This window comes from Microbacterium sp. NPDC090225 (genome assembly GCF_044772365.1).
Classification (GTDB): Bacteria; Actinomycetota; Actinomycetes; order Actinomycetales; family Microbacteriaceae; genus Microbacterium.
Map to the genome: position 1 here is coordinate 1 of NZ_JBIVYS010000001.1, position 26,429 is coordinate 26,429.

The 26,429-nt window shown below is 66.1% G+C and carries 20 protein-coding genes and 3 rRNA genes; all 23 read left to right on the forward strand.

Features of this window, described 5'->3' with window-relative positions; genetic code table 11:
- A 16S ribosomal RNA gene (locus ACIQTT_RS00005) occupies positions 1-1,307 on the forward strand; the annotation flags it as partial.
- A gap of 416 nt (positions 1,308-1,723) precedes the next feature.
- Positions 1,724-4,826 (forward strand): 23S ribosomal RNA (locus ACIQTT_RS00010).
- Between the two features lie 108 nt (positions 4,827-4,934).
- A 5S ribosomal RNA gene (gene rrf, locus ACIQTT_RS00015) occupies positions 4,935-5,051 on the forward strand.
- 67 nt (positions 5,052-5,118) lie between these two features.
- The gene (locus ACIQTT_RS00020) at positions 5,119-6,945 is read left to right on the forward strand and encodes a primosomal protein (protein ID WP_402784337.1); all 1,827 of its coding nucleotides are present in this window, start codon (positions 5,119-5,121) and stop codon (positions 6,943-6,945) included.
- Positions 6,946-7,983, forward strand: a complete 1,038-nt coding sequence (locus ACIQTT_RS00025; RefSeq protein WP_402784340.1) for an HAD-IIA family hydrolase — start codon at positions 6,946-6,948, stop codon at positions 7,981-7,983.
- Positions 7,984-8,057: 74 nt separating this feature from the next.
- Complete coding sequence (locus ACIQTT_RS00030; RefSeq protein ID WP_402784343.1) at positions 8,058-8,231, forward strand: hypothetical protein; 174 nt, start codon at positions 8,058-8,060, stop codon at positions 8,229-8,231.
- The gene (locus ACIQTT_RS00035) at positions 8,228-9,025 is read left to right on the forward strand and encodes a TlyA family RNA methyltransferase (RefSeq protein WP_402784346.1); all 798 of its coding nucleotides are present in this window, start codon (positions 8,228-8,230) and stop codon (positions 9,023-9,025) included. The genes ACIQTT_RS00030 and ACIQTT_RS00035 overlap by 4 nt, the downstream gene beginning before the upstream one ends.
- Complete coding sequence (locus ACIQTT_RS00040; RefSeq protein WP_402784349.1) at positions 9,022-9,936, forward strand: NAD kinase; 915 nt, start codon at positions 9,022-9,024, stop codon at positions 9,934-9,936. Before ACIQTT_RS00035 ends, ACIQTT_RS00040 begins: the two co-directional genes overlap by 4 nt.
- Positions 9,933-11,615 (forward strand): DNA repair protein RecN, encoded by a 1,683-nt coding sequence (gene recN, locus ACIQTT_RS00045; RefSeq protein WP_402784352.1) that lies wholly within the window; start codon positions 9,933-9,935, stop codon positions 11,613-11,615. Before ACIQTT_RS00040 ends, recN begins: the two co-directional genes overlap by 4 nt.
- A 26-nt stretch (positions 11,616-11,641) precedes the next feature.
- Positions 11,642-13,342, forward strand: coding sequence for a CTP synthase (locus ACIQTT_RS00050; protein ID WP_402784355.1), 1,701 nt, complete (start codon positions 11,642-11,644; stop codon positions 13,340-13,342).
- Entirely contained in the window at positions 13,335-13,925 is a 591-nt protein-coding gene (locus ACIQTT_RS00055) for an NUDIX domain-containing protein (protein ID WP_402784358.1), read from the forward strand. The genes ACIQTT_RS00050 and ACIQTT_RS00055 overlap by 8 nt, the downstream gene beginning before the upstream one ends.
- Positions 13,926-13,927: 2 nt before the next feature.
- Positions 13,928-14,830, forward strand: a complete 903-nt coding sequence (gene xerD, locus ACIQTT_RS00060; RefSeq protein WP_402784362.1) for a site-specific tyrosine recombinase XerD — start codon at positions 13,928-13,930, stop codon at positions 14,828-14,830.
- 191 nt (positions 14,831-15,021) lie between these two features.
- Positions 15,022-16,038 (forward strand): hypothetical protein, encoded by a 1,017-nt coding sequence (locus tag ACIQTT_RS00065; protein ID WP_402784365.1) that lies wholly within the window; start codon positions 15,022-15,024, stop codon positions 16,036-16,038.
- The gene (locus tag ACIQTT_RS00070; protein ID WP_402784368.1) at positions 16,038-17,693 is read left to right on the forward strand and encodes a hypothetical protein; all 1,656 of its coding nucleotides are present in this window, start codon (positions 16,038-16,040) and stop codon (positions 17,691-17,693) included. The genes ACIQTT_RS00065 and ACIQTT_RS00070 overlap by 1 nt, the downstream gene beginning before the upstream one ends.
- Entirely contained in the window at positions 17,690-18,370 is a 681-nt protein-coding gene (locus ACIQTT_RS00075; protein ID WP_336640070.1) for an ABC transporter ATP-binding protein, read from the forward strand. Before ACIQTT_RS00070 ends, ACIQTT_RS00075 begins: the two co-directional genes overlap by 4 nt.
- On the forward strand, positions 18,367-19,728 hold the full coding sequence (locus ACIQTT_RS00080; RefSeq protein WP_402784373.1) for an ABC transporter permease: 1,362 nt from the start codon (positions 18,367-18,369) through the stop codon (positions 19,726-19,728). The genes ACIQTT_RS00075 and ACIQTT_RS00080 overlap by 4 nt, the downstream gene beginning before the upstream one ends.
- A gap of 108 nt (positions 19,729-19,836) precedes the next feature.
- Positions 19,837-20,670 carry a ParA family protein gene (locus ACIQTT_RS00085; RefSeq protein WP_402791039.1) on the forward strand — a complete coding sequence of 278 codons (834 nt, stop codon included), beginning with the start codon at positions 19,837-19,839 and terminating at the stop codon, positions 20,668-20,670.
- Positions 20,654-21,565 carry a segregation and condensation protein A gene (locus tag ACIQTT_RS00090; protein ID WP_402784376.1) on the forward strand — a complete coding sequence of 304 codons (912 nt, stop codon included), beginning with the start codon at positions 20,654-20,656 and terminating at the stop codon, positions 21,563-21,565. The genes ACIQTT_RS00085 and ACIQTT_RS00090 overlap by 17 nt, the downstream gene beginning before the upstream one ends.
- On the forward strand, positions 21,555-22,184 hold the full coding sequence (gene scpB, locus ACIQTT_RS00095) for an SMC-Scp complex subunit ScpB (RefSeq protein WP_402784379.1): 630 nt from the start codon (positions 21,555-21,557) through the stop codon (positions 22,182-22,184). Before ACIQTT_RS00090 ends, scpB begins: the two co-directional genes overlap by 11 nt.
- Positions 22,181-22,969: a pseudouridine synthase gene (locus tag ACIQTT_RS00100; RefSeq protein WP_402784382.1), complete on the forward strand. Its 789-nt coding sequence runs from the start codon at positions 22,181-22,183 to the stop codon at positions 22,967-22,969. The genes scpB and ACIQTT_RS00100 overlap by 4 nt, the downstream gene beginning before the upstream one ends.
- Before the next feature lie 23 nt (positions 22,970-22,992).
- Positions 22,993-24,138 (forward strand): prephenate dehydrogenase, encoded by a 1,146-nt coding sequence (locus ACIQTT_RS00105; RefSeq protein ID WP_402791042.1) that lies wholly within the window; start codon positions 22,993-22,995, stop codon positions 24,136-24,138.
- A complete protein-coding gene (gene cmk, locus ACIQTT_RS00110; protein ID WP_402784385.1) occupies positions 24,131-24,847 on the forward strand; it encodes a (d)CMP kinase in 717 nt (238 codons plus the stop codon). Before ACIQTT_RS00105 ends, cmk begins: the two co-directional genes overlap by 8 nt.
- Positions 24,848-24,887: 40 nt before the next feature.
- Positions 24,888-26,360 (forward strand): ribosome biogenesis GTPase Der, encoded by a 1,473-nt coding sequence (gene der / locus ACIQTT_RS00115; RefSeq protein WP_402791045.1) that lies wholly within the window; start codon positions 24,888-24,890, stop codon positions 26,358-26,360.
- Positions 26,361-26,429: the final 69 nt, after the last annotated feature.

Sequence of the window (26,429 nt, forward strand, 5' to 3'; positions counted from 1 at the left end):
GGTTGGGGATGGGCTCGCGGCCTATCAGCTTGTTGGTGAGGTAATGGCTCACCAAGGCGTCGACGGGTAGCCGGCCTGAGAGGGTGACCGGCCACACTGGGACTGAGACACGGCCCAGACTCCTACGGGAGGCAGCAGTGGGGAATATTGCACAATGGGCGGAAGCCTGATGCAGCAACGCCGCGTGAGGGATGACGGCCTTCGGGTTGTAAACCTCTTTTAGCAGGGAAGAAGCGAAAGTGACGGTACCTGCAGAAAAAGCGCCGGCTAACTACGTGCCAGCAGCCGCGGTAATACGTAGGGCGCAAGCGTTATCCGGAATTATTGGGCGTAAAGAGCTCGTAGGCGGTTTGTCGCGTCTGCTGTGAAATCCGGAGGCTCAACCTCCGGCCTGCAGTGGGTACGGGCAGACTAGAGTGCGGTAGGGGAGATTGGAATTCCTGGTGTAGCGGTGGAATGCGCAGATATCAGGAGGAACACCGATGGCGAAGGCAGATCTCTGGGCCGTAACTGACGCTGAGGAGCGAAAGGGTGGGGAGCAAACAGGCTTAGATACCCTGGTAGTCCACCCCGTAAACGTTGGGAACTAGTTGTGGGGTCCATTCCACGGATTCCGTGACGCAGCTAACGCATTAAGTTCCCCGCCTGGGGAGTACGGCCGCAAGGCTAAAACTCAAAGGAATTGACGGGGACCCGCACAAGCGGCGGAGCATGCGGATTAATTCGATGCAACGCGAAGAACCTTACCAAGGCTTGACATATACGAGAACGGGCCAGAAATGGTCAACTCTTTGGACACTCGTAAACAGGTGGTGCATGGTTGTCGTCAGCTCGTGTCGTGAGATGTTGGGTTAAGTCCCGCAACGAGCGCAACCCTCGTTCTATGTTGCCAGCACGTAATGGTGGGAACTCATGGGATACTGCCGGGGTCAACTCGGAGGAAGGTGGGGATGACGTCAAATCATCATGCCCCTTATGTCTTGGGCTTCACGCATGCTACAATGGCCGGTACAAAGGGCTGCAATACCGCGAGGTGGAGCGAATCCCAAAAAGCCGGTCCCAGTTCGGATTGAGGTCTGCAACTCGACCTCATGAAGTCGGAGTCGCTAGTAATCGCAGATCAGCAACGCTGCGGTGAATACGTTCCCGGGTCTTGTACACACCGCCCGTCAAGTCATGAAAGTCGGTAACACCTGAAGCCGGTGGCCTAACCTTTTTGGAGGGAGCCGTCGAAGGTGGGATTGGTAATTAGGACTAAGTCGTAACAAGGTAGCCGTACCGGAAGGTGCGGCTGGATCACCTCCTTTCTAAGGAGCATCTGACATCTTCGGATGTCCAGAACCCAGATCGAAGGCATACGTTCTTCGCTGGGAGCTCATGGGTGGAACATTTGACATGGCATCGAGATCTGATCTCTGGTCGAGTACGCAACTTCGGTTGTTGGAAAGAGTGGGGTGAGGGGATCGGTGCCTGCACGCTGTTGGGTCCTGAGGGACCGGATGCGGATCCTTTGGGATTCGGTCTGTACCTCTGGGCCTCTTCTGGTTTCCCCGTTTCGGGGTGGCTGGTGGGGGCACCGCCCGTACTTTGAGAACTACACAGTGGACGCGAGCATCTTGCAGCTGATCTTCGGATCGGTTGCACAAGATGATCTTAAAGATCATTAGTCAATTTCATGCCAGGCTTTCGGGCCTGGTGTCGATTCTGATTCAAACTCATGTGATTTCAAGTCTTTAAGAGCAAACGGTGGATGCCTTGGCATCTGGAGCCGAAGAAGGACGTAGCAATCTGCGATAAGCCTCGGGGAACTGATAAGCAAGTTTTGATCCGAGGGTGTCCGAATGGGGAAACCCCGCTGGGCGGCGTGCCGACCTAGTGACTCCCGCCTGAATATATAGGGCGGGTAGAGGGAACGTGGGGAAGTGAAACATCTCAGTACCCACAGGAAGAGAAAGCAACCGCGATTCCGTTAGTAGTGGCGAGCGAAACCGGAACAGGCTAAACCTAGCGTGTGTGATAGCCGGCAGGCGTTGCACGTTGGGGGTTGTGGGACTTTTCAGTCATCTCTGCCGAGGTGGCGGCGTTACAAGAAGGTATAGACGAACGGTCTTGAAAGGCCGGTCATAGAGGGTGCCAACCCCGTAGTCGAAATGCCTCTCTTGGCGCGAAGAGTATCCCAAGTAGCACGGGGCCCGTGAAATCCCGTGTGAATCTGTCAGGACCACCTGATAAGCCTAAATACTCCCAGATGACCGATAGCGGACAAGTACCGTGAGGGAAAGGTGAAAAGTACCCCGGGAGGGGAGTGAAATAGTACCTGAAACCGTTTGCTTACAAACCGTTGGAGCAGCCTTAGTAGCTGTGACAGCGTGCCTTTTGAAGAATGAGCCTGCGAGTTAGCGATATGTGGCGAGGTTAACCCGTGTGGGGTAGCCGTAGCGAAAGCGAGTCTGAATAGGGCGATTCAGTCGCATGTCCTAGACCCGAAGCGAAGTGATCTATCCATGGCCAGGTTGAAGCGACGGTAAGACGTCGTGGAGGACCGAACCCACTTAGGTTGAAAACTGAGGGGATGAGCTGTGGATAGGGGTGAAAGGCCAATCAAACTTCGTGATAGCTGGTTCTCTCCGAAATGCATTTAGGTGCAGCGTTGCGTGTTTCTTGCCGGAGGTAGAGCTACTGGATGGCCGATGGGCCCTACAAGGTTACTGACGTCAGCCAAACTCCGAATGCCGGTAAGTGAGAGCGCAGCAGTGAGACTGTGGGGGATAAGCTTCATAGTCGAGAGGGAAACAACCCAGACCACCAACTAAGGTCCCAAAGCGCGTGCTAAGTGGGAAAGGATGTGGAGTTGCCTTGACAACCAGGAGGTTGGCTTAGAAGCAGCCACCCTTGAAAGAGTGCGTAATAGCTCACTGGTCAAGTGATTCCGCGCCGACAATGTAACGGGGCTCAAGCACGCCACCGAAGTTGTGGCATTGACATTATTGGTAGGCCTTCGTGGTCCAGCCGTGTTGATGGGTAGGAGAGCGTCGTGTGGCCAGCGAAGCGGCGGTGTAAACCAGCCGTGGAGGCTACACGAGTGAGAATGCAGGCATGAGTAGCGAAAGACGTGTGAGAAACACGTCCTCCGAAAGACCAAGGGTTCCAGGGTCAAGCTAATCTTCCCTGGGTAAGTCGGGACCTAAGGCGAGGCCGACAGGCGTAGTCGATGGACAACGGGTTGATATTCCCGTACCGGCGAAGAACCGCCCAAGCTAATCCAGTAGTGCTAAGTGTCTGAATCCCACTGACGGATCCCTTCGGGGTGAAGCGTTGGGCCTAGCGCACGACCCCATTCTGGTGCGGTTAGCGTATTAACAGGTGTGACGCAGGAAGGTAGCCCAGCCAGGCGATGGTAGTCCTGGTGCAAGTGCGTAGGCCGAACGGTAGGCAAATCCGCCGTTCACATAGGCTGAGACACGATGCGGATAATAAGTGGGTGATCCTATGCTGCCAAGAAAAGCATCGACGCGAGGTTCTAGCCGCCCGTACCCCAAACCGACTCAGGTGGTCAGGTAGAGAATACCAAGGAGATCGAGAGAATCGTGGTTAAGGAACTCGGCAAAATGCCCCCGTAACTTCGGGAGAAGGGGGGCCTTCGACGTATTAGGACTTGCTCCGAAAGCGTTTGGAGGCCGCAGAGACTAGTGGGTAGCGACTGTTTACTAAAAACACAGGTCCGTGCCAAGTCGCAAGACGATGTATACGGACTGACGCCTGCCCGGTGCTGGAAGGTTAAGAGGACCGGTTAGCCGCAAGGCGAAGCTGAGAATTTAAGCCCCAGTAAACGGCGGTGGTAACTATAACCATCCTAAGGTAGCGAAATTCCTTGTCGGGTAAGTTCCGACCTGCACGAATGGCGTAACGACTTCCCAACTGTCTCAACCGCGAACTCGGCGAAATTGCATTACGAGTAAAGATGCTCGTTACGCGCAGCAGGACGGAAAGACCCCGTGACCTTTACTACAGCTTGGTATTGGTGTTCGGTGTGGCTTGTGTAGGATAGGTGGGAGACTTTGAAGCATGGACGCCAGTTCATGTGGAGTCATTGTTGAAATACCACTCTGGTCACTCTGGATATCTAACTTCGAACCGTAATCCGGTTCAGGGACAGTGCCTGGTGGGTAGTTTAACTGGGGCGGTTGCCTCCCAAAAAGTAACGGAGGCGCCCAAAGGTTCCCTCAACCTGGTTGGTAATCAGGTGTCGAGTGTAAGTGCACAAGGGAGCTTGACTGTGAGACTGACAGGTCGAGCAGGGACGAAAGTCGGGACTAGTGATCCGGCAGTGGCTTGTGGAAGCGCTGTCGCTCAACGGATAAAAGGTACCTCGGGGATAACAGGCTGATCTTGCCCAAGAGTCCATATCGACGGCATGGTTTGGCACCTCGATGTCGGCTCGTCGCATCCTGGGGCTGGAGTAGGTCCCAAGGGTTGGGCTGTTCGCCCATTAAAGCGGTACGCGAGCTGGGTTTAGAACGTCGTGAGACAGTTCGGTCCCTATCCGCTGCGCGCGTAGGAAATTTGAGAGGATCTGACCCTAGTACGAGAGGACCGGGTTGGACGAACCTCTGGTGTGTCAGTTGTTCCGCCAGGAGCACCGCTGATTAGCTACGTTCGGGATGGATAACCGCTGAAAGCATCTAAGCGGGAAGCCGGCCTCAAGATGAGATTTCCATACCTTCGGGTGAGAGGCTCCCAGCCAGACTACTGGGTTGATAGGCCAGATGTGGAAGTGCAGTAATGCATGCAGCTGACTGGTACTAATAAGCCGATGACTTGATAACACACCGTTTGTTGGTGCTACGCGTCCACTGAGTGGTTCTCGATGTACGGTCGAGAACCGCATAACAACAATGACTTTGTTATGTGTTTGATTGAAACATCAATAGTGTTTCGGCGGCCATAGCGTGAGGGAAACGCCCGGTTACATTCCGAACCCGGAAGCTAAGCCTCACAGCGCCGATGGTACTGCAGGGGGGACCCTGTGGGAGAGTAGGACACCGCCGGACTTCTTTTAAGTAAAATGGCCACCCAATGCTGGGTGGCCATTTTGCGTTTACAGGGATAGGAATAATCATGCCGGAAGACGACCAGCGCCGCCCGCGTCGCGACAACGACCGCGGAGCCCGCAACGAGCGCCCTTCCGGCGGACGACCGAACTATCGCGAAGGCGGACAGCGCCGCGAGGGTGGCTATAACCGTGACGGTGGAGCCCCGCGTCGTGAGGGTGGCTATAACCGTGATGGTGGTTCTGCCCCGCGCCGTGAGGGCGGGTACAACCGTGACGGTGGTGCCCCGCGTCGTGAGGGTGGCTATAACCGTGATGGTGGTTCTGCTCCTCGTCGTGAGGGTGGCTATAACCGTGATGGTGGTTCTGCTCCGCGTCGTGAAGGTGGCTACAACCGTGACGGTGGTGCTCCGCGTCGTGAGGGCGGTTACAACCGTGATGGTGGTTCCGCGCCGCGTCGTGAGGGTGGCTACAACCGTGAGGGTGGTGCTCCGCGTCGTGAGGGTGGTTACAACCGTGATGGTGGTTCTGCTCCTCGTCGTGAGGGCGGTTACAACCGTGACGGTGGTGCTCCGCGTCGCGAGGGTGGCTACAACCGTGATGGTGGTTCTGCTCCTCGTCGTGAGGGTGGCTACAACCGTGACGGTGGTGCTCCGCGTCGTGAGGGTGGTTACAACCGTGATGGTGGTTCCGCGCCCCGTCGTGAGGGCGGGTACAACCGTGACGGTGGTGCCCCGCGTCGTGAGGGTGGGTACAACCGTGAGGGCGGCGCTCCGCGTCGTGACGGTGGTGCCCCGCGTCGTGACGGTGGTGCCCCGCGTCGTGAGGGTGGGTACAACCGTGACGGTGGCGCCCCGCGTCGTGAAGGCGGGTACAACCGCGACGGTGGCGCCCCGCGTCGCGAGGGCGGGTATGACCGCGACCGCGCGCCCCGCCGCGAAGGCGCCGGCGCTGGCCGCTCCTACCCGCAGCGCGGGGGAGCGGGGCGTGAGCGTCCGGTGCAGGCGACGAACGAGCGTCCCCGCTTCGATGAGCCGCAGATTCCCGAAGAGGTCACCGCGCGCGATCTCAACGGCGCCGCACGCAATGAACTCAAGACGCTGAGCAAGGAGAACGCTGAGCACGTCGCTCGTCATCTCGCGATGGCGTCTCGTCTCATCGACGAAGACCCCGCGCTGGCACACGAGCACGCGCTTGCCGCGTCGCGGAGCGCGGGGCGTATCGCTATCGTTCGCGAGACCCTCGGAATCACGGCCTACGCGACCGAGGACTTCGCCCTGGCGCTGCGCGAACTTCGTACCTTCCGTCGTATCTCCGGAAAGGACGACCAGATCGCGCTCATGGTCGACAGCGAACGCGGCATCGGTCGTCCCGACCGTGCGCTCGAGACCGGGCGTTCCGTCGACCGCTCCACGCTGGCGACTCCCGTGCGGGTCGCGCTGGCTATCGCGATGTCGGGTGCTCGTCTCGATCAGGGCGACCTCGAGCTCGCCCTCGGTGAGCTCGAGATCCCCGAACTCGACCCCGATCGTGCCTTCGAGTGGAGCCCGGCACTCTTCGCCGCGCGCGCCGCCGTACTCGAGGATCTCGGTCGTGACGACGAGGCGACATTCTGGGCGCACCGCGCGGAGGTCGCCGCCGAAGCACTCGGTATCGACGAGGCAGGCGACGAGGAGATCTTCATCGAGGACGGCCTCGTCGAGGGCGACTTCGATGACGATGACGAGGACACCGATACGGAGGACGAGACCGCCGCCGAAACGACTTCGGATTCCGAAGCGGCAGAAGACTCGGTTGCCGAGTCGGATGCCGTGGACGCCGAGCCGTCCGTCGAGGACGAGGTGCGCGAACTCCTCGGGGAATCCGATGACTATGCCGAGACTCCGGAGGCCTGAGTGGCGCTGTTCTCCAAGAAGCGCGCAGCAGCGACCCCGCTCGACGGCGTCGACACCGTTCTGGCCGACCTCGATGGCGTGGTCTATGCCGGTCCCGGGGCTCTGCCGTTCGCTGTCGACAGCTTGAACGAAGCGGCGCGTCGTGTGCGTCTCGGGTACATCACCAACAACGCATCCCGCACGGATGCGTCCGTCGCGGCTCATCTGACCAGCCTGGGTCTCGAGGTCGCGCCGCGTGATGTGGTGACCAGCCCTCAAGCGGCGTTGCGGCTTCTCGGCGATATCGTCCCTGCACCGGCGACGATTCTGGTCGTCGGGGGCGACGGTCTCGTCGACGAGCTGCAGAAGGCCGGCTACACCGTCACTCGCAGCGCGCAGGACTCACCGCAGGCCGTCGTGCAGGGCTTCGCACCCGAGGTGGCCTGGACGGATCTCGCCGAAGCATCCTTCGCGTTGCAGGTGCCGGAGGACGAGGGTGGCATCCCCTGGATCGCCACCAACACCGACTGGACCATCCCGCGCGAGCGGGGAGTCGCTCCCGGCAATGGCACGCTCGTCTCGGCGGTGCACACGGCGGTCGGCCGCCTCGCGACCGTGGCGGGAAAGCCCGAGAAGCCGATCTTCGACGAGGCCATTGCGCGCTTCGCCGCGAAGAAGGCGCTCTTCATCGGTGATCGCCTCGACACCGACATCATGGGAGCCAATCGCGTCGGCATCGACTCCGTGCTCGTGCTGACCGGGATCGACCGACCGAAGCACGTTCTCGCCGCCCCCGAGGGGTCGCGCCCGACATTCATCGTGAGCGACCTCCGGGAGCTGCACCAGCCGTACCCGGAGACCGTCGAGCGCGACGGCGTCTTCCATGTGAACGGCGCCGCGGTGCGCGTGCGCGGCGCCGATGTCGAGATCGTCGCGGACGCCGGGGAACAGATCGATCTGCTCCGGGCGGGAGCGGCAGCGATCTGGGCGTCGGGTACCCCGGTGTTCGTGCTGCGGGTGCCCGAGCACCTCTACGACGATCCGTTCCATCGGCCCTGATCGGACATCGCGTGCGGGTCATCGCCCCGCCGTGGCGCCCGCCGCTGTCGGACGCGCCGCGTACAGTGGAACCCGTGAGCGAAGATAAGACGAGCACCCCGACCGACGGTCTGTGGAGTCGGCTGCGTCTGATCGAAGGACAGCCGCTGTCTGCCCGCGCCGACGCCTACTCGGCGCTGCATGACGACCTCGCCCGACGCCTCGAGAGCGGCGCGAAACTCGACTCCCGGGAGACGCCGGCACGATGACGCGCCTCGACGCCGCTCTTGCCGCGCGAGGACTCGCTCGTTCGCGCACGCACGCCGCCACTCTGATCGCCGAAGGCCTGGTGTCGGTCGACGGCACTCCGGTCGTCAAAGCATCGACTGCGGTGTCAGACGCGTCCGAGATCTCGATCGCGGGCGCCGATCACTACGTCGGGCGCGCCGCGCACAAGCTGATCGCCGCGCTCGATGGATTCGATGTCGATGTCGATGGGCGTCTCGCCCTCGACATGGGGGCGTCCACCGGCGGCTTCACTCAGGTGCTCCGTGAACGCGGTGCTCGTCGAGTCCTCGCGGTCGACGTCGGTCACGGACAACTCGCGCCGTCGATCGCGGCGGACACCTCCGTCGTCTCGGTCGAGGGGTACAACGTTCGCCACATGACCCCCGAGAATCTCGCGGAGGCGACGGGGGAGCAGGCGCTGCCCGATGTCATCGTCGGTGATCTCTCCTTCATCTCCCTCGAACTCGTGCTCCCGGCCGTCGCGGGTATCGCTGCTCCCGCAGCCGACATCGTCCTTCTGGTGAAGCCGCAGTTCGAGGTGGGGCGCACAGCTGTGCGCGGCGGACTCGTCACCGATCCGGCAACGCGCGCAGATGCCGTCGCGCGAACGGTCTGGAGCGCGTGGGACGCGGGGCTCGGGATGCTCGGCATCCTTCCCTCCCCGATTCTCGGAACCCACGGCAACTCCGAATACCTCGTCCATCTCGCGCCGGGGCGCGGCAGCAATCCGACAGAATGGTTGGATCGCATCAACGCTTTGGCAGGAGGACGATGAACGAGCGCAGCATCCTGGTCGTCGCCCACGCCGGCCGCGCCGACACGGTTGCGGCCGCGCGGCGGGTGATCGAGGCTCTGCGAGGTGCGGGCGCCCGCCCCGTGCTGGCGGCCGACGACCGCTCAGAACTCGCCGCGGTCGATCCCTTCTTCTCTGATGTCGCCGAGTTGGGCACCACCGTCGACCCTGTCGCCCTGGAACTCGCGATCGTGCTCGGCGGCGACGGAACGATCCTGCGAGCGGCCGAACTCGTTCGGGAGACCGGCGCACCGGTCCTGGGCATCAACATGGGCCATGTCGGCTTCCTCGCCGAGATCGACCGCGACGACATGGACGACGCCGTACGGCGCGTGATCGCTCGCGACTACGAGGTCGAAGAGCGTCTGGCCCTGTCGGTGCGCGTCAAGGATGCGGACGGCGCGGTCGTCTACGAGACCTGGGCTCTCAACGAGGCGACGGTCGAGAAGGCCAGCCGTGAGCGCATGATCGAGGTCGTGCTCGAGATCGACGGGCGCCCCCTGTCGAGTTTCGGATGCGACGGAATGGTGATCTCGACGCCCACGGGCTCGACCGCGTACAACTTCTCGGCCGGTGGTCCGGTGATCTGGCCGAGTGTGGAAGCGATCGCCGTCGTGCCGCTCTCGGCGCACGCGCTGTTCGCCAAGCCTCTCGTCGTCAGCCCCGACGCCGCCGTCGCGATCGAGATGCTCGAGCGTACGGACGGCTCCGGTATCCTCTGGTGCGACGGACGCCGATCCCACGAGCTTCCCCCGGGCGCACGCGTGGTCGCGCGCCGCTCGTCTCGGCCCGTGCGTCTCGCTCGTCTGCACCCGACCGCATTCACGGACCGTCTGGTGCGCAAGTTCCAGCTCCCGGTCGAAGGGTGGAGAGGGCAGGAGGTGCCGTCGTGATCGAAGAGATGCGGATGCAGGGACTCGGCGTCATCGATGACGCGGTGCTGCCGCTGGGTCCCGGGTTCACGGCGATCACCGGCGAGACCGGTGCAGGAAAGACCATGGTCGTCACCGGCCTCGGACTGCTGCTCGGTCAGCGCGCTGATTCCGGCGCGGTGCGGGCGGGGGCCGCCCAGGCATCCGTCGCCGGCGTGTGGATCGTGCCCGAGACCGGGCCGGTCTCGGACATCGTGTCGGACGCCGGGGGCGAGCTCGAACCCGCAGGCAGCGGTCGTTCCGAGCTCTACGTCTCGCGCACGCTGAGCGCCGAAGGCCGCAGCCGCGCGAGCGTCGGCGGCCGGGCGGCGCCGGCGGGCGTGCTCTCGGCACTCGCCGACGAGCTCGTGGTGGTCCACGGCCAGTCAGAACAGCTGCGGCTTCGATCCGCTGCCGCTCAGCGCGACGCTCTCGACCGCTTCGGCGGAACTCCGATCTCGTCCTCACTCCAGACCTACGGCATCGCGTTCGAGCGTTGGAGGGCGTTGGATGCCGAGATCTCCGACATCAGCGAGAATCGCGACCGGCGCGCCGACGAAGCGAGCCGGTTGCGGGAGGCGCTCGCCCTGATCGAGGCGACGGCACCCGAGGCGGGGGAAGACGAGGAACTCGCCGAACGCGCGGAGCGCCTCGCGAACTCCGAGGAACTCCGGCTCGCGGCATCGGTCGCCCACGGAGCCCTCTCGAACGAAGAGGGCGAGCCGGACGCCTCGGCTCTGGTGGCCGAGGCGCGACGCGTGCTCGAGCGGGTGACCGATACCAAGCTGGCGGCGATCTCCGAGAGCCTCGCCGACATCGGCTACCGCCTGACCGATGTGGCAGGCCTCCTCTCGGCGTACCTGGCCGACCTCGATGAATCCGGCCCGCACGAGCTCGCAGCCGTCGAAGAGCGGCGTGCGGCCCTCGGCACCCTGATCCGCGCTCACGGCTCCCTCGGCGAAGCGCTCGAGGTGTGGCAGACCGGTTCGGCCCGGCTCGCCGAGCTCGACGACGATGACGACCGTCTCGAGCGGCTGCTCGCCGAGCGCGACGCCGCCCGTGACGAGCTCGACACCGCAGCGGATCGTCTCACCGCCGCACGCACGGAGGCGGCCGAACGTCTGGGTGCCGCCGTGACCGAAGAGCTGCATGCGCTGGCGATGCCGGATGCGCGTCTCGCCGTCGCCGTGTCCGCCGGGGCCGAGAGCACCCACGGTCGTGACGATGTCGCCATCCTGCTCGCCCCGCATCCCGGTGCCGAACCGCGCTCCGTCGCCAAGGGTGCCTCGGGAGGAGAACTCTCCCGCGTGATGCTGGCGATCGAGGTCGTCATCGCCGCGACCGATCCCGTGCCGACCTTCGTCTTCGACGAGGTCGATGCCGGCATCGGCGGCGCGGCGGCGATCGAGGTCGGGCGGCGACTCGCCCGGCTTGCAGAGAAGTCGCAGGTGATCGCGGTGACGCACCTCGCCCAGGTCGCCGCGTTCGCCACGAACCACCTGTCCGTCGTGAAGTCGAACGACGGAGCAGTCACCGCCTCGAATGTGAGGCGGCTCGACGGTGCGGATCGAGAGGCGGAGATGGCTCGTCTGCTCTCCGGACTAGCCGATTCCGACGCCGCACTGACCCACGCCCGTGAACTACTCAGCCTCGGTCGCTGAACGAACTGTTAGGATAGAAGCCCGTGATGAACTCTTCTTCTGCGGGACCCAACAACGACACCACCAAGCACATTTTTGTGACGGGCGGTGTCGTTTCGTCTTTGGGTAAGGGGCTCACCGCAGCGAGCCTGGGAAACCTGCTCACGGCGCGCGGAATGCGCGTCGTGATGCAGAAGCTCGACCCGTACCTCAACGTCGATCCGGGAACGATGAACCCGTTCCAGCACGGTGAGGTCTTCGTCACCGACGACGGCGCCGAGACCGACCTCGACATCGGCCACTACGAGCGTTTCCTCGACATCAACCTGTCGCAGGCCGCGAACGTCACGACCGGCCAGATCTACTCGCAGGTCATCGCCCGTGAGCGCCGGGGGGAGTACCTCGGCGACACCGTCCAGGTCATCCCGCACATCACCGACGAGATCAAGCGCCGCATGCGCCTGCAGGCCTCGGAGGACCCGCGTCCCGACGTCATCATCACCGAGGTCGGCGGCACCGTCGGCGACATCGAGTCGCAGCCCTTCCTCGAGGCGGCCCGCCAGCTGCGCCACGAACTCGGTCGCGACAGCGTCTTCTTCGTGCACGTCTCCCTGGTCCCGTTCATGGGGGCATCGGGCGAGCAGAAGACCAAGCCGACGCAGCACTCGGTCGCGGCGCTTCGCCAGGTCGGCATCCAGCCCGACGCGCTCGTGCTGCGCAGCGACCGCCCGGTGAGCGAGAGCAATCGCAACAAGATCGCCCTCATGTGCGACGTCGACGTCGAAGGAGTCATCAACACCGTCGACCTGCCGAGCATCTACGACATCCCGTCCACGCTCAACGACCAGGGCCTCGACTCCTACATCGTGCGCCGCCTCGGACTCGACGCCAAGGCGGCCGATGTCGACTGGACGCGCTGGAGCAAGGTGCTGCACGCGGTCCACAACCCCAAGCACGAGGTCACGATCGGGCTCGTCGGCAAGTACATCGACCTGCCCGACGCGTACCTCTCGGTCACCGAGGCGCTGAAGGCCGGCGGCTTCGCGCAGGAGACGAAGGTCAACATCCGCTGGATCCCCTCCGACCTCTGCGAAACCCCCGAGGGCGCACAGGAGCAGCTGTCGCAGCTCGATGGCATCTGCGTTCCCGGCGGCTTCGGCATCCGCGGCATCGAGGGCAAGCTCGGCGCTCTGCGCTTCGCCCGTGAGCAGGGCATCCCCACGCTCGGCCTGTGCCTCGGCCTGCAGTGCATGGTCATCGAGTACGCCCGTCACGTCGCCGGCATCGAGGGTGCGTCGTCGAGCGAGTTCGATCCCGAGACCTCCGAGCCGGTCATCGCGACGATGGCGGAGCAGGTCGAGATCCTCGACGGCGGCGACCTGGGCGGCACGATGCGTCTGGGCCTCTACCAGGCGGCTCTCGCCGAGGGGTCGCTGGCACGCGAGGTGTACGGCGCGGCCCAGGCATCCGAGCGCCACCGTCACCGCTACGAGGTCAACAACGCCTACCGCGACCGTCTCTCCGACGCGGGCCTGGTCTTCTCAGGCCTGAACCCCGAGCTCGACCTCGTCGAGTACGTCGAGCTGCCACGCGACGTGCACCCGTACTACATCGCCACCCAGGCTCACCCCGAGCTGCGTTCGCGCCCGACCGACCCGCACCCGCTGTTCCGCGGTCTCGTCGGCGCGGCCATCGAGCGCCACCGCGCCAGCGAGCTGTTCGATGTCGACGCGGCCGCCGATGCCTGAGAACCACGTCGACGCGGGCGACCTGCACGACGAGCCCTTCGAACCCGAGGTCCTGCAGAGCGCCCTCGCGTTCGAGGGGGCCGTGTGGGACGTGCGCGACGACCGGGTGCGCTACGGCGACGGGGAGATCCGTCGCCAGTACGTCGCCCACACCGGAGCGGTCGCGATCCTCGCTCTCGACGACGACGGACGCGTGTTGCTCATCCAGCAGTACCGTCATCCGATCCGTCATCGCGACTGGGAGCTGCCCGCCGGGCTTCTCGACGTTCCGGGGGAGGAGCCTCTGGAGGCGGCTCGCCGAGAGCTCGCCGAAGAGGCCGACCTCACCGCTTCCCACTGGGAGCCTCTGGTGGCGTCGTGGACGACTCCGGGTGGAAACGACGAGCTCATCCACATCTTCCTCGCGACGGGACTCTCGGATGCCGAGACTCCGCACGCGAGAGAAGACGAAGAGGCCGACATTCGCGTCGAGTGGGTTCCTCTGGCGGATGCCGTCGACGCGGTGCTCGCCGGGCGCATGCGCAACGGCATCCTGAGCCTGGGCGTGATGTCGGCGACGCTGAGGCTGCGCGACCGGGGCTGAGGATGCTGCTCGCGCGCGCCCTCGACTCGTATCTGCGTCACGTCACGATCGAGCGCGGCCTGAGCGACCACACGGTTTCCGCCTATCGGCGAGACCTCGACGGCTACATCGTCTGGTTGTCCGAGGAAGGTGTCACGGATACCTCCGAGGTGACGGCCCAGGTGATCGGCCGGTTCATCGAAGAGCGCTCCTCGGAGGTGCCGCCGCCGGCTGCGACCAGCCTCGCGCGACTGCAGTCGTCGGTGCGCGGATGGCATCGGTATCTCGCGCGCGAGGGCATCGAACAGGACGATCCGAGCGGGCGTCTCCGGCCGCCGAAGGCTCCGCACAGGCTGCCGAAGGCGCTGACGATCGACCAGGTCGAGAGACTGCTCCAGGCGCCCTCGTTTGAGGAGCCGATCGGCATCCGTGACCGTGCGCTGCTCGAGCTGCTCTATGCGACCGGTGCGCGCGTGTCGGAGGCGGTCGGCCTCGACGTCGACGATCTGGCCCATGGTGATGTGCTGCGTCTGCGCGGCAAGGGGTCGAAGGAGCGCATCGTTCCCATCGGATCGTTTGCGCGCGAGGCGGTCGACGCGTACCTGACGAGGGTGCGACCCGGTCTCGCCGCGAAGGGCCGGGCATCGGCACGCCTGTTCCTCGGGGCTCGAGGCGCGCCCCTTTCTCGACAGAGCGCCTGGCTGGTCATCCGCTCGGCCGCCGAGCGTGCGCAGATCACCGCCGAGGTCTCGCCGCACACGCTGCGCCACTCCTTCGCCACGCACCTTCTCCAGGGCGGAGCGGATGTGCGCGTCGTGCAGGAACTGCTCGGGCACGCATCGGTTGCGACCACGCAGATCTACACGCACGTCTCGGTCGACACCCTGCGCGACATCTACGCGACGTCGCACCCGCGCGCCCGCTGACAAGGCGCGCATTTTCGCACCGGCATCCGGGGATCGATCCGTATACGCCCGCAACCGAGCATCGCTGCTGACCGCGGTGCGCAGGGAGCAGAAGCGCTTCCATGTCATCCTTTCGGCGGACGCGAGATTCGCTCGACACTCTCTACTGTGGATACTTCCGGCCACCGTCGGTCGCATAAAGGAGTCTTGACATGCGTTCCACCGTTCCTCTCGCCGCTCTCGCGGCGACCGCCATGGTGTTCGTCCTCTCGGGCTGCGGAGGCGCGTCCTCCGACGAGCTCAGCTACGAGGACTCGCCCCTGAACGAGTACCTCGCCGCAGCGTGGGGCAGCGACATGTCCCCCGAGGAACAGCAGAAGAAGTACGACGAGCAGCAGATCAAGGTCGAGGAACTGATCTCGGAGTGCATGTCGGAAGAAGGCTTCGAATACGTCCCGAATACCAGCAGCGGCGGCGTGATGACCAGCGACGGCGGCGAGTGGGAGCCGGACAAGCGCGAATGGGTCGAGAAGTACGGCTACGGCTACGTCAACAGCCCGTTCGCCGAGCAGCAGGACGAGGGCCCCACCGACCAGGAGTACGTCGACCCGAACGCGGACTACGTCTCGTCGCTCTCGGAATCCGAGCAGACGGCGTTCTACGAGGTCCTCTATGGTCCGCCGCAGGAGGAATCCGAGATGTCGGAGGACGGCAGCTACGAGTACGACTGGGAGACGGCCGGCTGCCAGGGCTGGGCACAGCACGAGCTCGAGGGTGATGATCCCTGGCAGGCGGAGGAGTTCGCCGAGCTGCGCGCCAACATGGAGGAGCTGTGGACGACGTCTCAGGACACTCCCGAGCTCGCCGAGCTGAACGCGGAGTGGGCCACGTGCATGGCCGACAAGGGCGAACCCGGATTCGAGAAGCAGATGGATGCCGGCCAGTCGATCATCGACGACCAGAACGCGCTGTACGACGCGGCCTACGGTGACGGCTCCGAGCAGGTCGACCTCGATTCGCCCGATTTCGTCGACCCCAGTGAGAGCCCCGAGATGAAGGAACTGGGCGAGCGTGAGATCGCCCTTGCCCTCGTCGATCTCGAGTGCCGCGAGAAGACATCCTTCACGAAGAAGTCGATGGAGATCCAGTTCGCGCTGGAGGAGAAGTTCATCGCCGCGAACAAGGCCGACCTCGACGCCTTCAAGGCCGCCGCCGAGCAGAGCAAGTGATGCGCGACGACGAGACCCCGACGACGAAGATCCCCGCAGAGGGAAGCGACGCCGGGGCAGGGGAGGACTCTGCCACGGTGGAGACCACGACGTTCACCGACCTGATCGACGGCCCCGACGGTGCGAGTGCGGAATCCGCGGACGGCATCGCCGACGATGCGGCGGGAACGACCGACACTTCGCGGGTGAGCGGGTGGGGGCGTGTGCTCCGCGGCAACCGCGCCCTCTGGATCGTGGCGCTCGCCGCGGTGGTCTGCCTGGTGGCCGGGCTACTGGTGGGGCGCTTCCTGCTCTCGCCGGATGCGTCGAGCGCGGATGCGCCCGAGCCCGGGCTCGTGACGGCTCCTGTGGAGTTCTGCCCGTTGAGTAACGACGTCACGCTGCGGGCGGATGTCGGATACGCGGATGCCGTCGACGTCAAGATCGATACCTCCACACTCACCGGCGGCGCCGTCGTCACCGGGAAGACGCCCGAAGTGGGTGCCACGCTCGAGCCGCTGTCGGTCGCGCTCGAGATCGTCGGACGCCCGGTGATCGTGCTGCCCGGAGAGCTTCCGGCGTATCGCACCCTGCGATTCGGCGTGTCGGGTCCGGACGTACTGCAGCTGAAGCAGGCGCTCGCGAGCGTCGGTATCGGCGCGGGCGACGTGAATTCCAACATGTTCGATCAGGCCACTGCCGACGGGATCGCGCAGCTCTACGCGCAGGCCGGGTACCCGGTGCCGGAGTCCGAGGAGGGAACCGCCGATGGTGTGCGGTCCGCCGAGGAGGCCGTCCGCTCCGCGCAGTCCGGAGTCGCCGACGCCGAGAAGTCGCTGACTGCCGCGGGAGCGGGCCCGACCCCGGTCGAAGCCTTCCAAGCGGACGTGGCCGTGCAGACGGCCGTCGAGGCACTCGACGCTGCACGTGCGACCGGCGAAGGAGTCCCTGCCGCGGAGCGCGCCCTGCACACGGCGCAGCTCGAGCGGGATGCGATCTGGGCGCCGCGGGACACGAGCAGCGAAGCATCCGCTCTGGAGAGCGCACGCGCCGCAGTGACCTCGGCGAACGAGGCGCTGGAGGAGGCGCGCCAGAAGGCGCTTCCCTTCCTGCCTGCCAGCGAGGTGCTGTACCTCACCGAGCTCCCGCGTCGCGTGGACGCGGTGAACGTGCAGCGAGGCTCGATCGTCGAGGGAGCGGCGATGACCGTTTCGGGTGCGACCGTGCGTCTCACCGGAGCCGCTGCCGAGGCGGATGCCCGCCTGCTCGCGGCGGGAGCCGAGGCGACGTTCGAGCTGCCCGACGGCACGGAGCACCGCGCGGTGATCGCGACGCTCAAGGAGGGGAAGGACAGCAGTGCTCGGTGGTCGGTGATCCTCGAACCGGACCCGCTCACTCCCGAGCAGATCAGCCAGCTCCAGGGAAGCAACGTGCGCGTGAAGATCGCCGTCGGGGCCACGGACGGCGACGTGCTCTCCGTTCCCCTCGCAGCGCTCACCGCCGGACCCGGTGGCGAGTCGCGCGTCGAGGTGGTCGAGTCCGATCCCCGTGAGGGCGAGGACGCCAAGACGCGCCTCGTCGTCGTCGAGCCGGGCCTCGCGGCCAAGGGTGCCGTCGAGGTCACCCCGGTCGACGGTGAACTCGACGAGGGCGATCTCGTGGTGGTGGGCCGGTGACGGCCGCGCCGCCGCTGGTCGAGCTCCGTGACGTGACGCGTTCGTTCCCCGGGCCGCCCGAGGTTCAGGCGTTGAAGGCCGCCACGCTGAGTGTGGCGGCAGGGGACTACATCTCGATCGTCGGACCCAGCGGATCCGGCAAGTCGACCATGCTCAACCTGCTCGGGCTGCTCGACCGGCCCAGCGTCGGCGAGTACCGGCTGGCGGGATCACTCACGGGAGACCTGTCGGACGACGAGCGAGCGGCGGTACGCGCCCGATTCATCGGCTTCGTCTTCCAATCGTTCCATCTGCTTCCCCGACGAAGCGTGCTCGACAACGTGCTCATGCCGATGCTCTACAGCGGTGTGCCGCGGCGCGAGCGGGAGGACCGGGCGCGCGAGGCGCTCTCCCGCGTGGGCCTCGGACACCGTATCGATTTCTTCCCGAACTCGCTGTCCGGTGGCGAGCGGCAGCGCGTCGCGGTGGCGCGCGCGGTCGTGAGCGGACCCCAGCTGCTGCTGGCCGATGAGCCGACGGGAAACCTCGACCAGCGCACATCCGGTGAAGTCATGGAACTCTTCGAGGAGCTCAATGCGGACGGGCTCACGCTCATCGTCATCACGCATGACGATGCGGTCGCGCGCCGCGCCGGACGGAGCATCCGCATCTCCGACGGCCGATTGAGCGAACTGTGAAGCGCTTGTTCCGGCGTCGGCGCACGGATGCCGAGTCGACGGGCGATCCGGTCGAGACGCCGACCGCCGAGACCTCCCCACCCGAGAGCACGGCTCCCGAGAACGCGGCCACGGCGCTCCTGCCGTCGGTGAAACATGCCGATCGGTTCACGTTCCAGGATCTGGTCGCCGAGGCGACGGCCGACATCGGATCACGGCCCGCCCGTCTGGTGATGACGATCCTCGGAACGGTGCTCGGCATCGCGTCACTCGTCGCGACGCTCGGGTTCGCCCAGACGGCGGCAGCGCAGATCGCCGCGCAGTTCGACGGAGTCGCGGCGACGCAGGTCGTCGTCACGCCGGCGAAAGCGCAGTCCGGCCGGGAGAACACGACCGTCGCGGCCGGACGCCTGCCCTGGGACGCCCCGGAGCGCGTGAAGCTCCTCGCCGGTGTCGACAGCGCAGCTCTCATCGCCGAGGTCGAGCTCGCCGATGGCGAGACGATCACGGCCGTGCCGGTGAACGACCCCTCGGCCCCGATCACTGCCTCGCCGAAGCTGTTCGCGACAACCCAGGACCTGCAGGACGCCGTCGACGGGGAACTCGTGACGGGACGCTTCTTCGACGACGGTCACGATGCGCGGGGCGATCGCGTGGCGGTGCTCGGACAGCGCGCCGCGGAGCGGATGGGGATAAATCGCGTCGATTCCCAACCGTCGATCTTCATCGCCGGGGTGTCGTATTCCGTCATCGGCATCATCGACGGGATGGAGAGGCGCTCCGAGTTCGTCGACGGGGTGATCATCCCGCAGGGAGCAGCCCGCGCGGACTTCGGGTTGGCCGCGCCGTCGGAACTGGCGATCCACATCGTCGTCGGCGCGGGACCGCAGGTCGCCGAGCAGTCGGTGATCGCGCTCCAGCCGGACGACCCGGAATCGTTGGAGGCCCGCGCGCCATCGGCATCCTCCGACCTCAGCCAGAACGTCCAGGCCGATGTGAACGTCGTCTTCCTCATCCTCGGGATCATCGCGCTCCTCGCCGGCGGGCTCGGGATCGCGAACGTCACCCTGCTCTCCGTCATGGAGCGCATCGGTGAGATCGGTCTCCGTCGGGCGTTGGGGGCGACGCGCCGCCAGATCGGCGGGCAGTTCATGGTCGAGTCGATCGTGATCGGCTTCATCGGGGGGATCATCGGCTCCGCCCTGGGGGTCGTCGCGGTGATCGTGGTCGCCGCCGTCCAGGGGTGGTCGCCCGTCACCGACCCGCTCATCGCGGTCGCCGGGATCTTCCTGGGGGCGCTGGTGGGATGGGGATCGGGCTGGTATCCGGCACGGCGCGCCGCACGCATCGAGCCGGTCGCCGCGTTGCGCGGCGTGTGAGGGAGAGGGCGACCGCTAGAATCGAGCAAGCACGAAGGAGCAGGAGAACCGGTGGCGGAGAAAGCGGCGAAGTCCAGGGCGACGGCCAAGAAGGTCGACGAGACACCCATGGGACCCACCGGACGGCCCTATCACGGGTTCGACACACCCGAACCGTTGAGTTCTCACGGTCCGGCGAGGATCATCGCGCTGTGCAACCAGAAGGGCGGCGTCGGCAAGACGACGACGACCATCAACCTCGCCGCGGCCCTCGCCGAATACGGCCGCAAGGTGCTCGCCGTCGACTTCGACCCGCAGGGTGCGCTCTCCGCGGGCCTCGGCATCCAGACGCACGACGTGCCGACGATCTACGACCTGCTGCTCGACACCAAGCGGGATGCGAACGACGCGATCGTCCACTCCGGCGTCGAGAACCTCGACGTCCTGCCCGCGAACATCGATCTGTCCGCCGCCGAGGTGCACCTCGTGAACGAGGTCGCCCGCGAGACGATCCTCGCCCGGGTGCTCCGCCAGGTCGCGGGGGAGTACGACGTCATCCTCATCGACTGCCAGCCGTCGCTCGGTCTGCTCACCGTGAACGCGCTCACCGCGGCGCACGGCGTGATCATCCCGCTCGAGTGCGAGTTCTTCGCGCTGCGCGGGGTGGCGCTCCTGATCGAGACGATCGACAAGGTGCGCGACCGGCTCAACCCCTCGATCACCATGGACGGCCTGCTCGCGACGATGTACGACCCGCGCACGCTGCACTCGCGCGAGGTGCTCGAACGCGTCGTCGAGGCGTTCGGCGACGACGTGCTCGAGACCGTGATCGGTCGCACCGTGAAGTTCCCCGATGCGTCGGTGTCGGGCGTCCCCATCACCGAGTTCGCGCCGGAGCACGCCGCCGCACAGGCGTATCTGCGACTTGCGCGGGAGCTGGTCGCCCGTGGCGCCGTCGCCTGATTCCGAGTTCGACGCCACTCTTGCGCCCGACGGCACCGCCAACGAGTCGGACGGCGTTTCGCTCGCGCCCGAGGGCGAGGCCACTGTCGTCGAGCAGTCGTCATCGGCATCCGATCCCGGTTTCCGCGTCTCGCTGTCAAACTTCGACGGACCGTTCGACCTGCTCCTGAACCTCATCTCGAAGCACGAGATGGACATCACCGAGGTCTCGCTGAGCGCGGTGACCAACGAGTTCATCGCCTACCTCCGCGACCTCGACGGCGATGAGGAGCTGGACCAGGCCTCCGAGTTCCTCGTGGTCGCGGCGACGCTCCTCGACATGAAGGTGGCGGGGCTGCTCCCGCAGGGCGAACTGGTGGATGCCGAAGCCGTGGCGTTGCTCGAAGCACGCGACCTTCTCTTCGCGCGTCTGCTGCAGTACCGCGCCTTCAAAGAGGTCTCGGCATGGTTCTCGCGATGCCTCCAGCGGGAGGACCGTCGGCACGTGCGAGCGGTGCGGCTCGATGAGAAGCACAGTCGCAAGACGCCCGAGCTCGTCTGGTCGCTCACCGCCGACGACTTCGCCGCGCTCGCGCTCCTGGCGTTCGCGCCGAAGGAGATCCCGCACGTCGGCCTCGATCACCTGCATGCGCCGCTGGTGAGCATCCGTGAGCAGGCGGCGATCGTCGTGACCCTCCTGCGTGGCACGGAGTCGCTGAGCTTCCGCGAGCTCGTGGCCGGTGTGAGCGAGCCCGGCATCGTGGTCGCGCGATTCATCTCGGTGCTCGAGCTGTATCGGCATGCGGCACTCTCCTTCGAACAACTGGAACCGCTCGGCGAGCTGACGCTGCGCTGGGCCGCCGACTCCTGGTCGGACGAGACACTCGCGAGCCTGGGGGCCGACTATGACCGATGACGTGACCGCTGCCGAGACCACGAGCAACGCCACGAGTAACGGCGATGCCGAGCAGGCCGCGTCGACGCCTCTGTCGGAGCGCATCGAGGCGATCCTGCTCATCATCGACGAGCCGATCGGACTCGTCGCCCTCGCCGCCGCCGTCGGGTCGCCCGTGCCGGCGGTGCGGCAGACGCTCGAGACACTGGTCGACGACTACGACGGCCGTGGACAGGGGCCCCGACGCGGTTTCGAACTGCGCGAGGTCGGTGGTGGCTGGCGCCTCTACGTGCGCGAGGATCACGACGATCTGATCGCCGAGTTCGTCGGCGGACAGGCGCCCGCGCGGCTCTCGCAGGCAGCGCTCGAGACGCTCGCGGTGATCGCCTACAAGCAGCCGGTCACCCGCAGTCAGGTCGCATCGATCCGCGCGGTGAACGTCGACTCGGTCGTGCGCACGCTGCTCGCCCGTGGCCTGATCACCGAACTGTTCGCCGATTCCGAGACCGGCGCCATCAACTACGGCACGACCGAGGCGCTGCTCCAGCACCTCGGTATCAACTCGCTCGACGAGCTGCCTCCCATCTCACCGCTGCTCGACGACGGTGCGGATGGGTTCGACGAAGGGACCATCCGATGACCGATTCCCCCGCGCCCGAAGGTGTCCGCCTGCAGAAGGTGCTGGCCGCGGCCGGTGTGGCCTCCCGCCGTGTCGTCGAGGAGTACATCGTCGCGGGGCGCATCCGCGTGAACGGCGAGGTCGTCAGCGAGCTCGGACGCCGGATCGACCCCGAGACCGATCTGGTCGACGTCGACGGCACCGCGATCCAGCTCGACGTCTCGAAGCGCTATGTCATGCTCAACAAGCCCACCGGGGTCGTCAGCAGCATGCGCGACGAGAGCGGTCGTCCCGACCTGCGCCGGTTCACCGACCAGTACGAGGAGCGCCTCTACAACGTCGGTCGCCTGGACGCCGAGACCAGCGGGCTGCTGATCCTCACGAACGACGGGGAGCTCGCGCACGTGCTCGCGCACCCCTCGTTCGGCGTCACCAAGGTCTACATCGCGAAGGTCGAGGGCACCGTCACGGCGCAGACCATCGCGAAGCTGACCGCCGGGTTCGACCTGGAGGACGGGCCCATCCGTGCGGACAAGGCTCGTCTGCTCGACACGTCGCGCGGATCGAGCCTCGTCGAGCTCACACTGCACTCCGGCCGCAACCGCATCGTGCGTCGCATGATGGCCGCGGTGGGTCACCCGGTCACCGAACTGGTGCGTCGTCAGTTCGGGCCGCTCCACCTGGGAACGCTCCCGGCAGGAAAGTCGCGCGAACTGGGTAAAATCGAACTCGGCGCGCTGCTCACTCTGTCGCGCCGTGATTCCGGTGTCGCCTCGGCGCCAGGCGAGCAACAGGAGAACGAGTGACCGACACGTCTAGCGCGTCCAGCGTGCGACCGACGTCCGTCGACGCTGGTCGTCGTCCGGGAGCGGAGCGATCGGCGGTCGCCCCGCGACTGTCGGGCACCGTCCGCGTCGTGGGCGCCGGACTCCTCGGCGCGAGCGTCGGGCATGCGCTCCGCGCGAAGGGCATCGACGTCGTTCTGACGGACTCGTCGCCCGCACAGTTGCGCCTCGCCGTCGACTACGGTGCCGGCCGCCCCGCCGCGGAGGACGATCATCCCGCCCTCATCGTGGTCGCCGTGCCGCCGGACGTGACGGCGGATGTCGTGCAGGCCGAGCTCGCGCACTACCCGGATGCCGTCGTCACCGACGTCGCGAGCGTGAAGCTCGAGCCGTTCCGCGCACTGCAGGAACGCGGCGTCGATCTCGCTCGCTACATCGGTTCGCATCCGCTCGCCGGGCGCGAGCGCGGGGGAGCGATCTCCGCGCGCGCCGACCTCTTCATCGGGCGCCCCTGGGTCGTGTGCCGTGACGGTGACACCGCCGCCGCCGACCTCGCTCTCGTGGAGGCGCTCGCCCTCGACGTCGGCGCCATGCCGTTGGAGATGACCCCCGAGGAGCACGATCGGTCGGTCGCTCTCACCTCGCACGTTCCGCAGGTCGTCGCGAGCCTGCTCGCCGGGCGCCTGGCCGAGGCCGACGAGGGTTCCCTCCGACTGTCGGGCCAGGGCGTGCGCGACACGACGCGCATCGCGGCATCCGCTCCGGAGCTGTGGGTGCAGATCCTCGGCGCGAACGCCGGGCCCGTCGTCGAGATCCTCGATTCCCTGGCCGCCGACCTGCGTGAGGTGTCGGACGCGCTGCGCGAGCCCGGCGCCGCGGGTGCCCGTCGTGTCGTCGCGGAGACGATCCGCCACGGTAACGACGGCGTCGACCGGCTTCCCGGCAAGCACGGCCAGAACCAGCGTTTCGAGTCGCTCGTCGTGATGATCGACGACACCCCTGGCCAGCTCGGCCGTCTGTTCGGCGAACTCGGCGAGCTCGGTGTCAACGTCGAGGACCTGCGTCTCGAGCACTCGCCGGGCGCGCAGTTCGGCCTCGCCGAGATCAGCGTCGAACCGGCGTCTCTGCACGGCGCGATCTCGGGGCTTCAGGAACGCGGATGGCGGATTGCGGGGAACACCAATGACTGACACCACTCTCGACCGGTCCGACGCCGACACCTCGGCCGTGGACTTCATCGCGATCGACGGCCCCGCAGGTTCCGGAAAGTCGAGCGTGTCGAAGGCGGTCGCACGGCGACTCGGCTTCGGATACCTCGATACCGGATCCGCGTATCGGGCGCTCGCCTGGCACGTGCTCGATCGGGGCGCTGACACTGCGGATGCCGATGCGGTGCTCGCCGCGGCATCCGACTTCCCCGTGCGCCTCGGGCTCGATCCCGACGACCGCACCGTGCGCGTCGGCGAGGTCGACATCACCGACGCGATCCGTGAACCGCGGGTTTCCGGTGCCGTGAGCGGCGTCGCCCGCGTGCCCGCCGTGCGGGCCCAGGTCAACGACCTCTTCCGCTCGCTCGTCGCCGAGGCTCCCTATCCGGCCGTCGTCGTCGAGGGACGCGACATCACGACGGTCGTCGCCCCCGACGCCCCCGTCCGCATCCTGCTGACCGCGGCCCCCGAAGTACGGGCCGCGCGCCGCGCCGGTGAACTCGCCGGCGAGAGCGCGGATGCCGTCGCTGCCGCCCTGCACAAGCGCGACGCCTCCGACAGCGCCGTCGTCGACTTCCTCAACGCCGCGGACGGCGTCGAGGTCGTCGACTCGACGGAGCTCGATTTCCCCCAGACCATCGACGCCGTCCTCACGGTGATCGAACGACTCCGAGGAGCACACCGTGGCTGACGAAGAATACGAAGGCGGCCCTGACCGTCTCGCCGAGAAGATGGAGGAGCTCGACGAGCACCTCGCCGAGCAGCGCGCCGAGACGCTGCGCGCCGGCCTCGCCGATTACGAGCTCGACGACGAGGATGCCGCGCTCCTCGCCGGCGTCGAACTCGGCGAGGACGGGATCCAGTTCCTCCCGGCCCTGCCCGTCGTCGCGATCGTCGGGCGACCGAACGTCGGCAAGTCGGCGCTCGTGAACCGCATCCTCGGCCGCCGCGAGGCCGTCGTCGAGGACACCCCCGGTGTCACGCGCGACCGCGTCACCTACAAGGCCGAGTGGGGAGACCGTCGGTTCACCCTCGTCGACACCGGCGGGTGGGAGCCGGATGCCCGTGGCATCGATCGGTCCGTCGCCGCCCAGGCAGAGGTCGCGATCGATCTCTCGGACCTCGTGCTGTTCGTCGTCGACGCGATGGTCGGCGCCACGTCGACCGATGAGCACGTCGTCAAGCTGCTGCGCAAGAGTGGCAAGACGGTCTTCCTCGTCGCGAACAAGATCGACGACGCCCGCCAGGAGCCCGAAGCTGCGGCTCTCTGGAACCTCGGTCTCGGAGAACCGCACCCGGTCTCGGCGATCCACGGTCGTGGCGTCGCGGATCTGCTCGACGAGGTGCTCAAGAAGCTGCCCGACGTCTCGGCCGTCGCGAAGGCCGAGATCGGCGGACCGCGTCGCGTGGCGATCCTCGGACGCCCGAACGTCGGAAAGTCGTCGCTGCTCAACAAGGCCGCGGGCGAGGAGCGCGTCGTCGTGAACGACCTCGCCGGCACCACCCGCGACCCGGTCGACGAGATCGTCGAGCTGGGCGGCAAGCTGTGGACCCTGGTCGACACGGCCGGCATCCGTCGCCGCGTCCACATGGCGCAGGGCGCCGACTTCTACGCGTCGCTGCGCACCTCGGCCGCTCTCGAGAAGGCCGAGGTCGCCGTGGTCGTGCTCGACGTCTCGGAGACGATCAGCGAGCAGGACGTGCGCATCATCGACCTCGTGCTCGAGTCGGGGCGCGCGCTCGTGCTCGCGTTCAACAAGTGGGATCGTCTCAACGACGACGACCTCGAGAACGCCGATCGTCGTCGCTACCTGGAGCGCGAGATCGAGCAGGACCTCGCGCACGTCGCCTGGGCTCCGCGCGTGAACATCTCGGCGAAGACGGGTCGTCACCTCGACAAGCTGGTGCCCGCGCTCGAGACGTCGCTGGAGAACTGGGACCGCCGCATCCCCACCGGCAAGTTCAACGCGTTCCTCGCCGAGCTTGTGGCCGAGCACCCGCACCCGCTGCGCGGTGGCAAGCAGCCGCGCATCCTCTTCGGGACGCAGGCGTCGACGCGTCCGCCGACGTTCGTGCTGTTCACCACCGGGTTCCTCGACCCGGGGTACCGTCGGTTCATCCAGCGTCGTCTGCGCGAGCTGTACTCGTTCGAGGGAACGCCGATCGTGATCAACATGCGGGTGCGCGAGAAGCGCCAGCGCTGATCCTCGTTCTCGTGAAAGCGGGCGCACTCCTTCGGGGTGCGCCCGCTTTTTTCGTTCTGTGACCGATCC

Excerpts from the sequence above, each read along its gene's own strand:
- ACIQTT_RS00020 (WP_402784337.1), top strand. The coding sequence starts at position 5,119 with ATGCCGGAAGACGACCAGCGCCGCCCGCGTCGCGACAACGACCGCGGA.
- ACIQTT_RS00035 (WP_402784346.1), top strand. The coding sequence starts at position 8,228 with ATGACGCGCCTCGACGCCGCTCTTGCCGCGCGAGGACTCGCTCGTTCG.
- ACIQTT_RS00040 (WP_402784349.1), top strand. The coding sequence starts at position 9,022 with ATGAACGAGCGCAGCATCCTGGTCGTCGCCCACGCCGGCCGCGCCGAC.
- ACIQTT_RS00050 (WP_402784355.1), top strand. The coding sequence starts at position 11,642 with ATGAACTCTTCTTCTGCGGGACCCAACAACGACACCACCAAGCACATT.
- ACIQTT_RS00055 (WP_402784358.1), top strand. The coding sequence starts at position 13,335 with ATGCCTGAGAACCACGTCGACGCGGGCGACCTGCACGACGAGCCCTTC.
- xerD (WP_402784362.1), top strand. The coding sequence starts at position 13,928 with ATGCTGCTCGCGCGCGCCCTCGACTCGTATCTGCGTCACGTCACGATC.
- ACIQTT_RS00065 (WP_402784365.1), top strand. The coding sequence starts at position 15,022 with ATGCGTTCCACCGTTCCTCTCGCCGCTCTCGCGGCGACCGCCATGGTG.
- ACIQTT_RS00070 (WP_402784368.1), top strand. The coding sequence starts at position 16,038 with ATGCGCGACGACGAGACCCCGACGACGAAGATCCCCGCAGAGGGAAGC.
- ACIQTT_RS00085 (WP_402791039.1), top strand. The coding sequence starts at position 19,837 with ATGGGACCCACCGGACGGCCCTATCACGGGTTCGACACACCCGAACCG.
- scpB (WP_402784379.1), top strand. The coding sequence starts at position 21,555 with ATGACCGATGACGTGACCGCTGCCGAGACCACGAGCAACGCCACGAGT.
- ACIQTT_RS00100 (WP_402784382.1), top strand. The coding sequence starts at position 22,181 with ATGACCGATTCCCCCGCGCCCGAAGGTGTCCGCCTGCAGAAGGTGCTG.
- cmk (WP_402784385.1), top strand. The coding sequence starts at position 24,131 with ATGACTGACACCACTCTCGACCGGTCCGACGCCGACACCTCGGCCGTG.
- der (WP_402791045.1), top strand. The coding sequence starts at position 24,888 with ATGGAGGAGCTCGACGAGCACCTCGCCGAGCAGCGCGCCGAGACGCTG.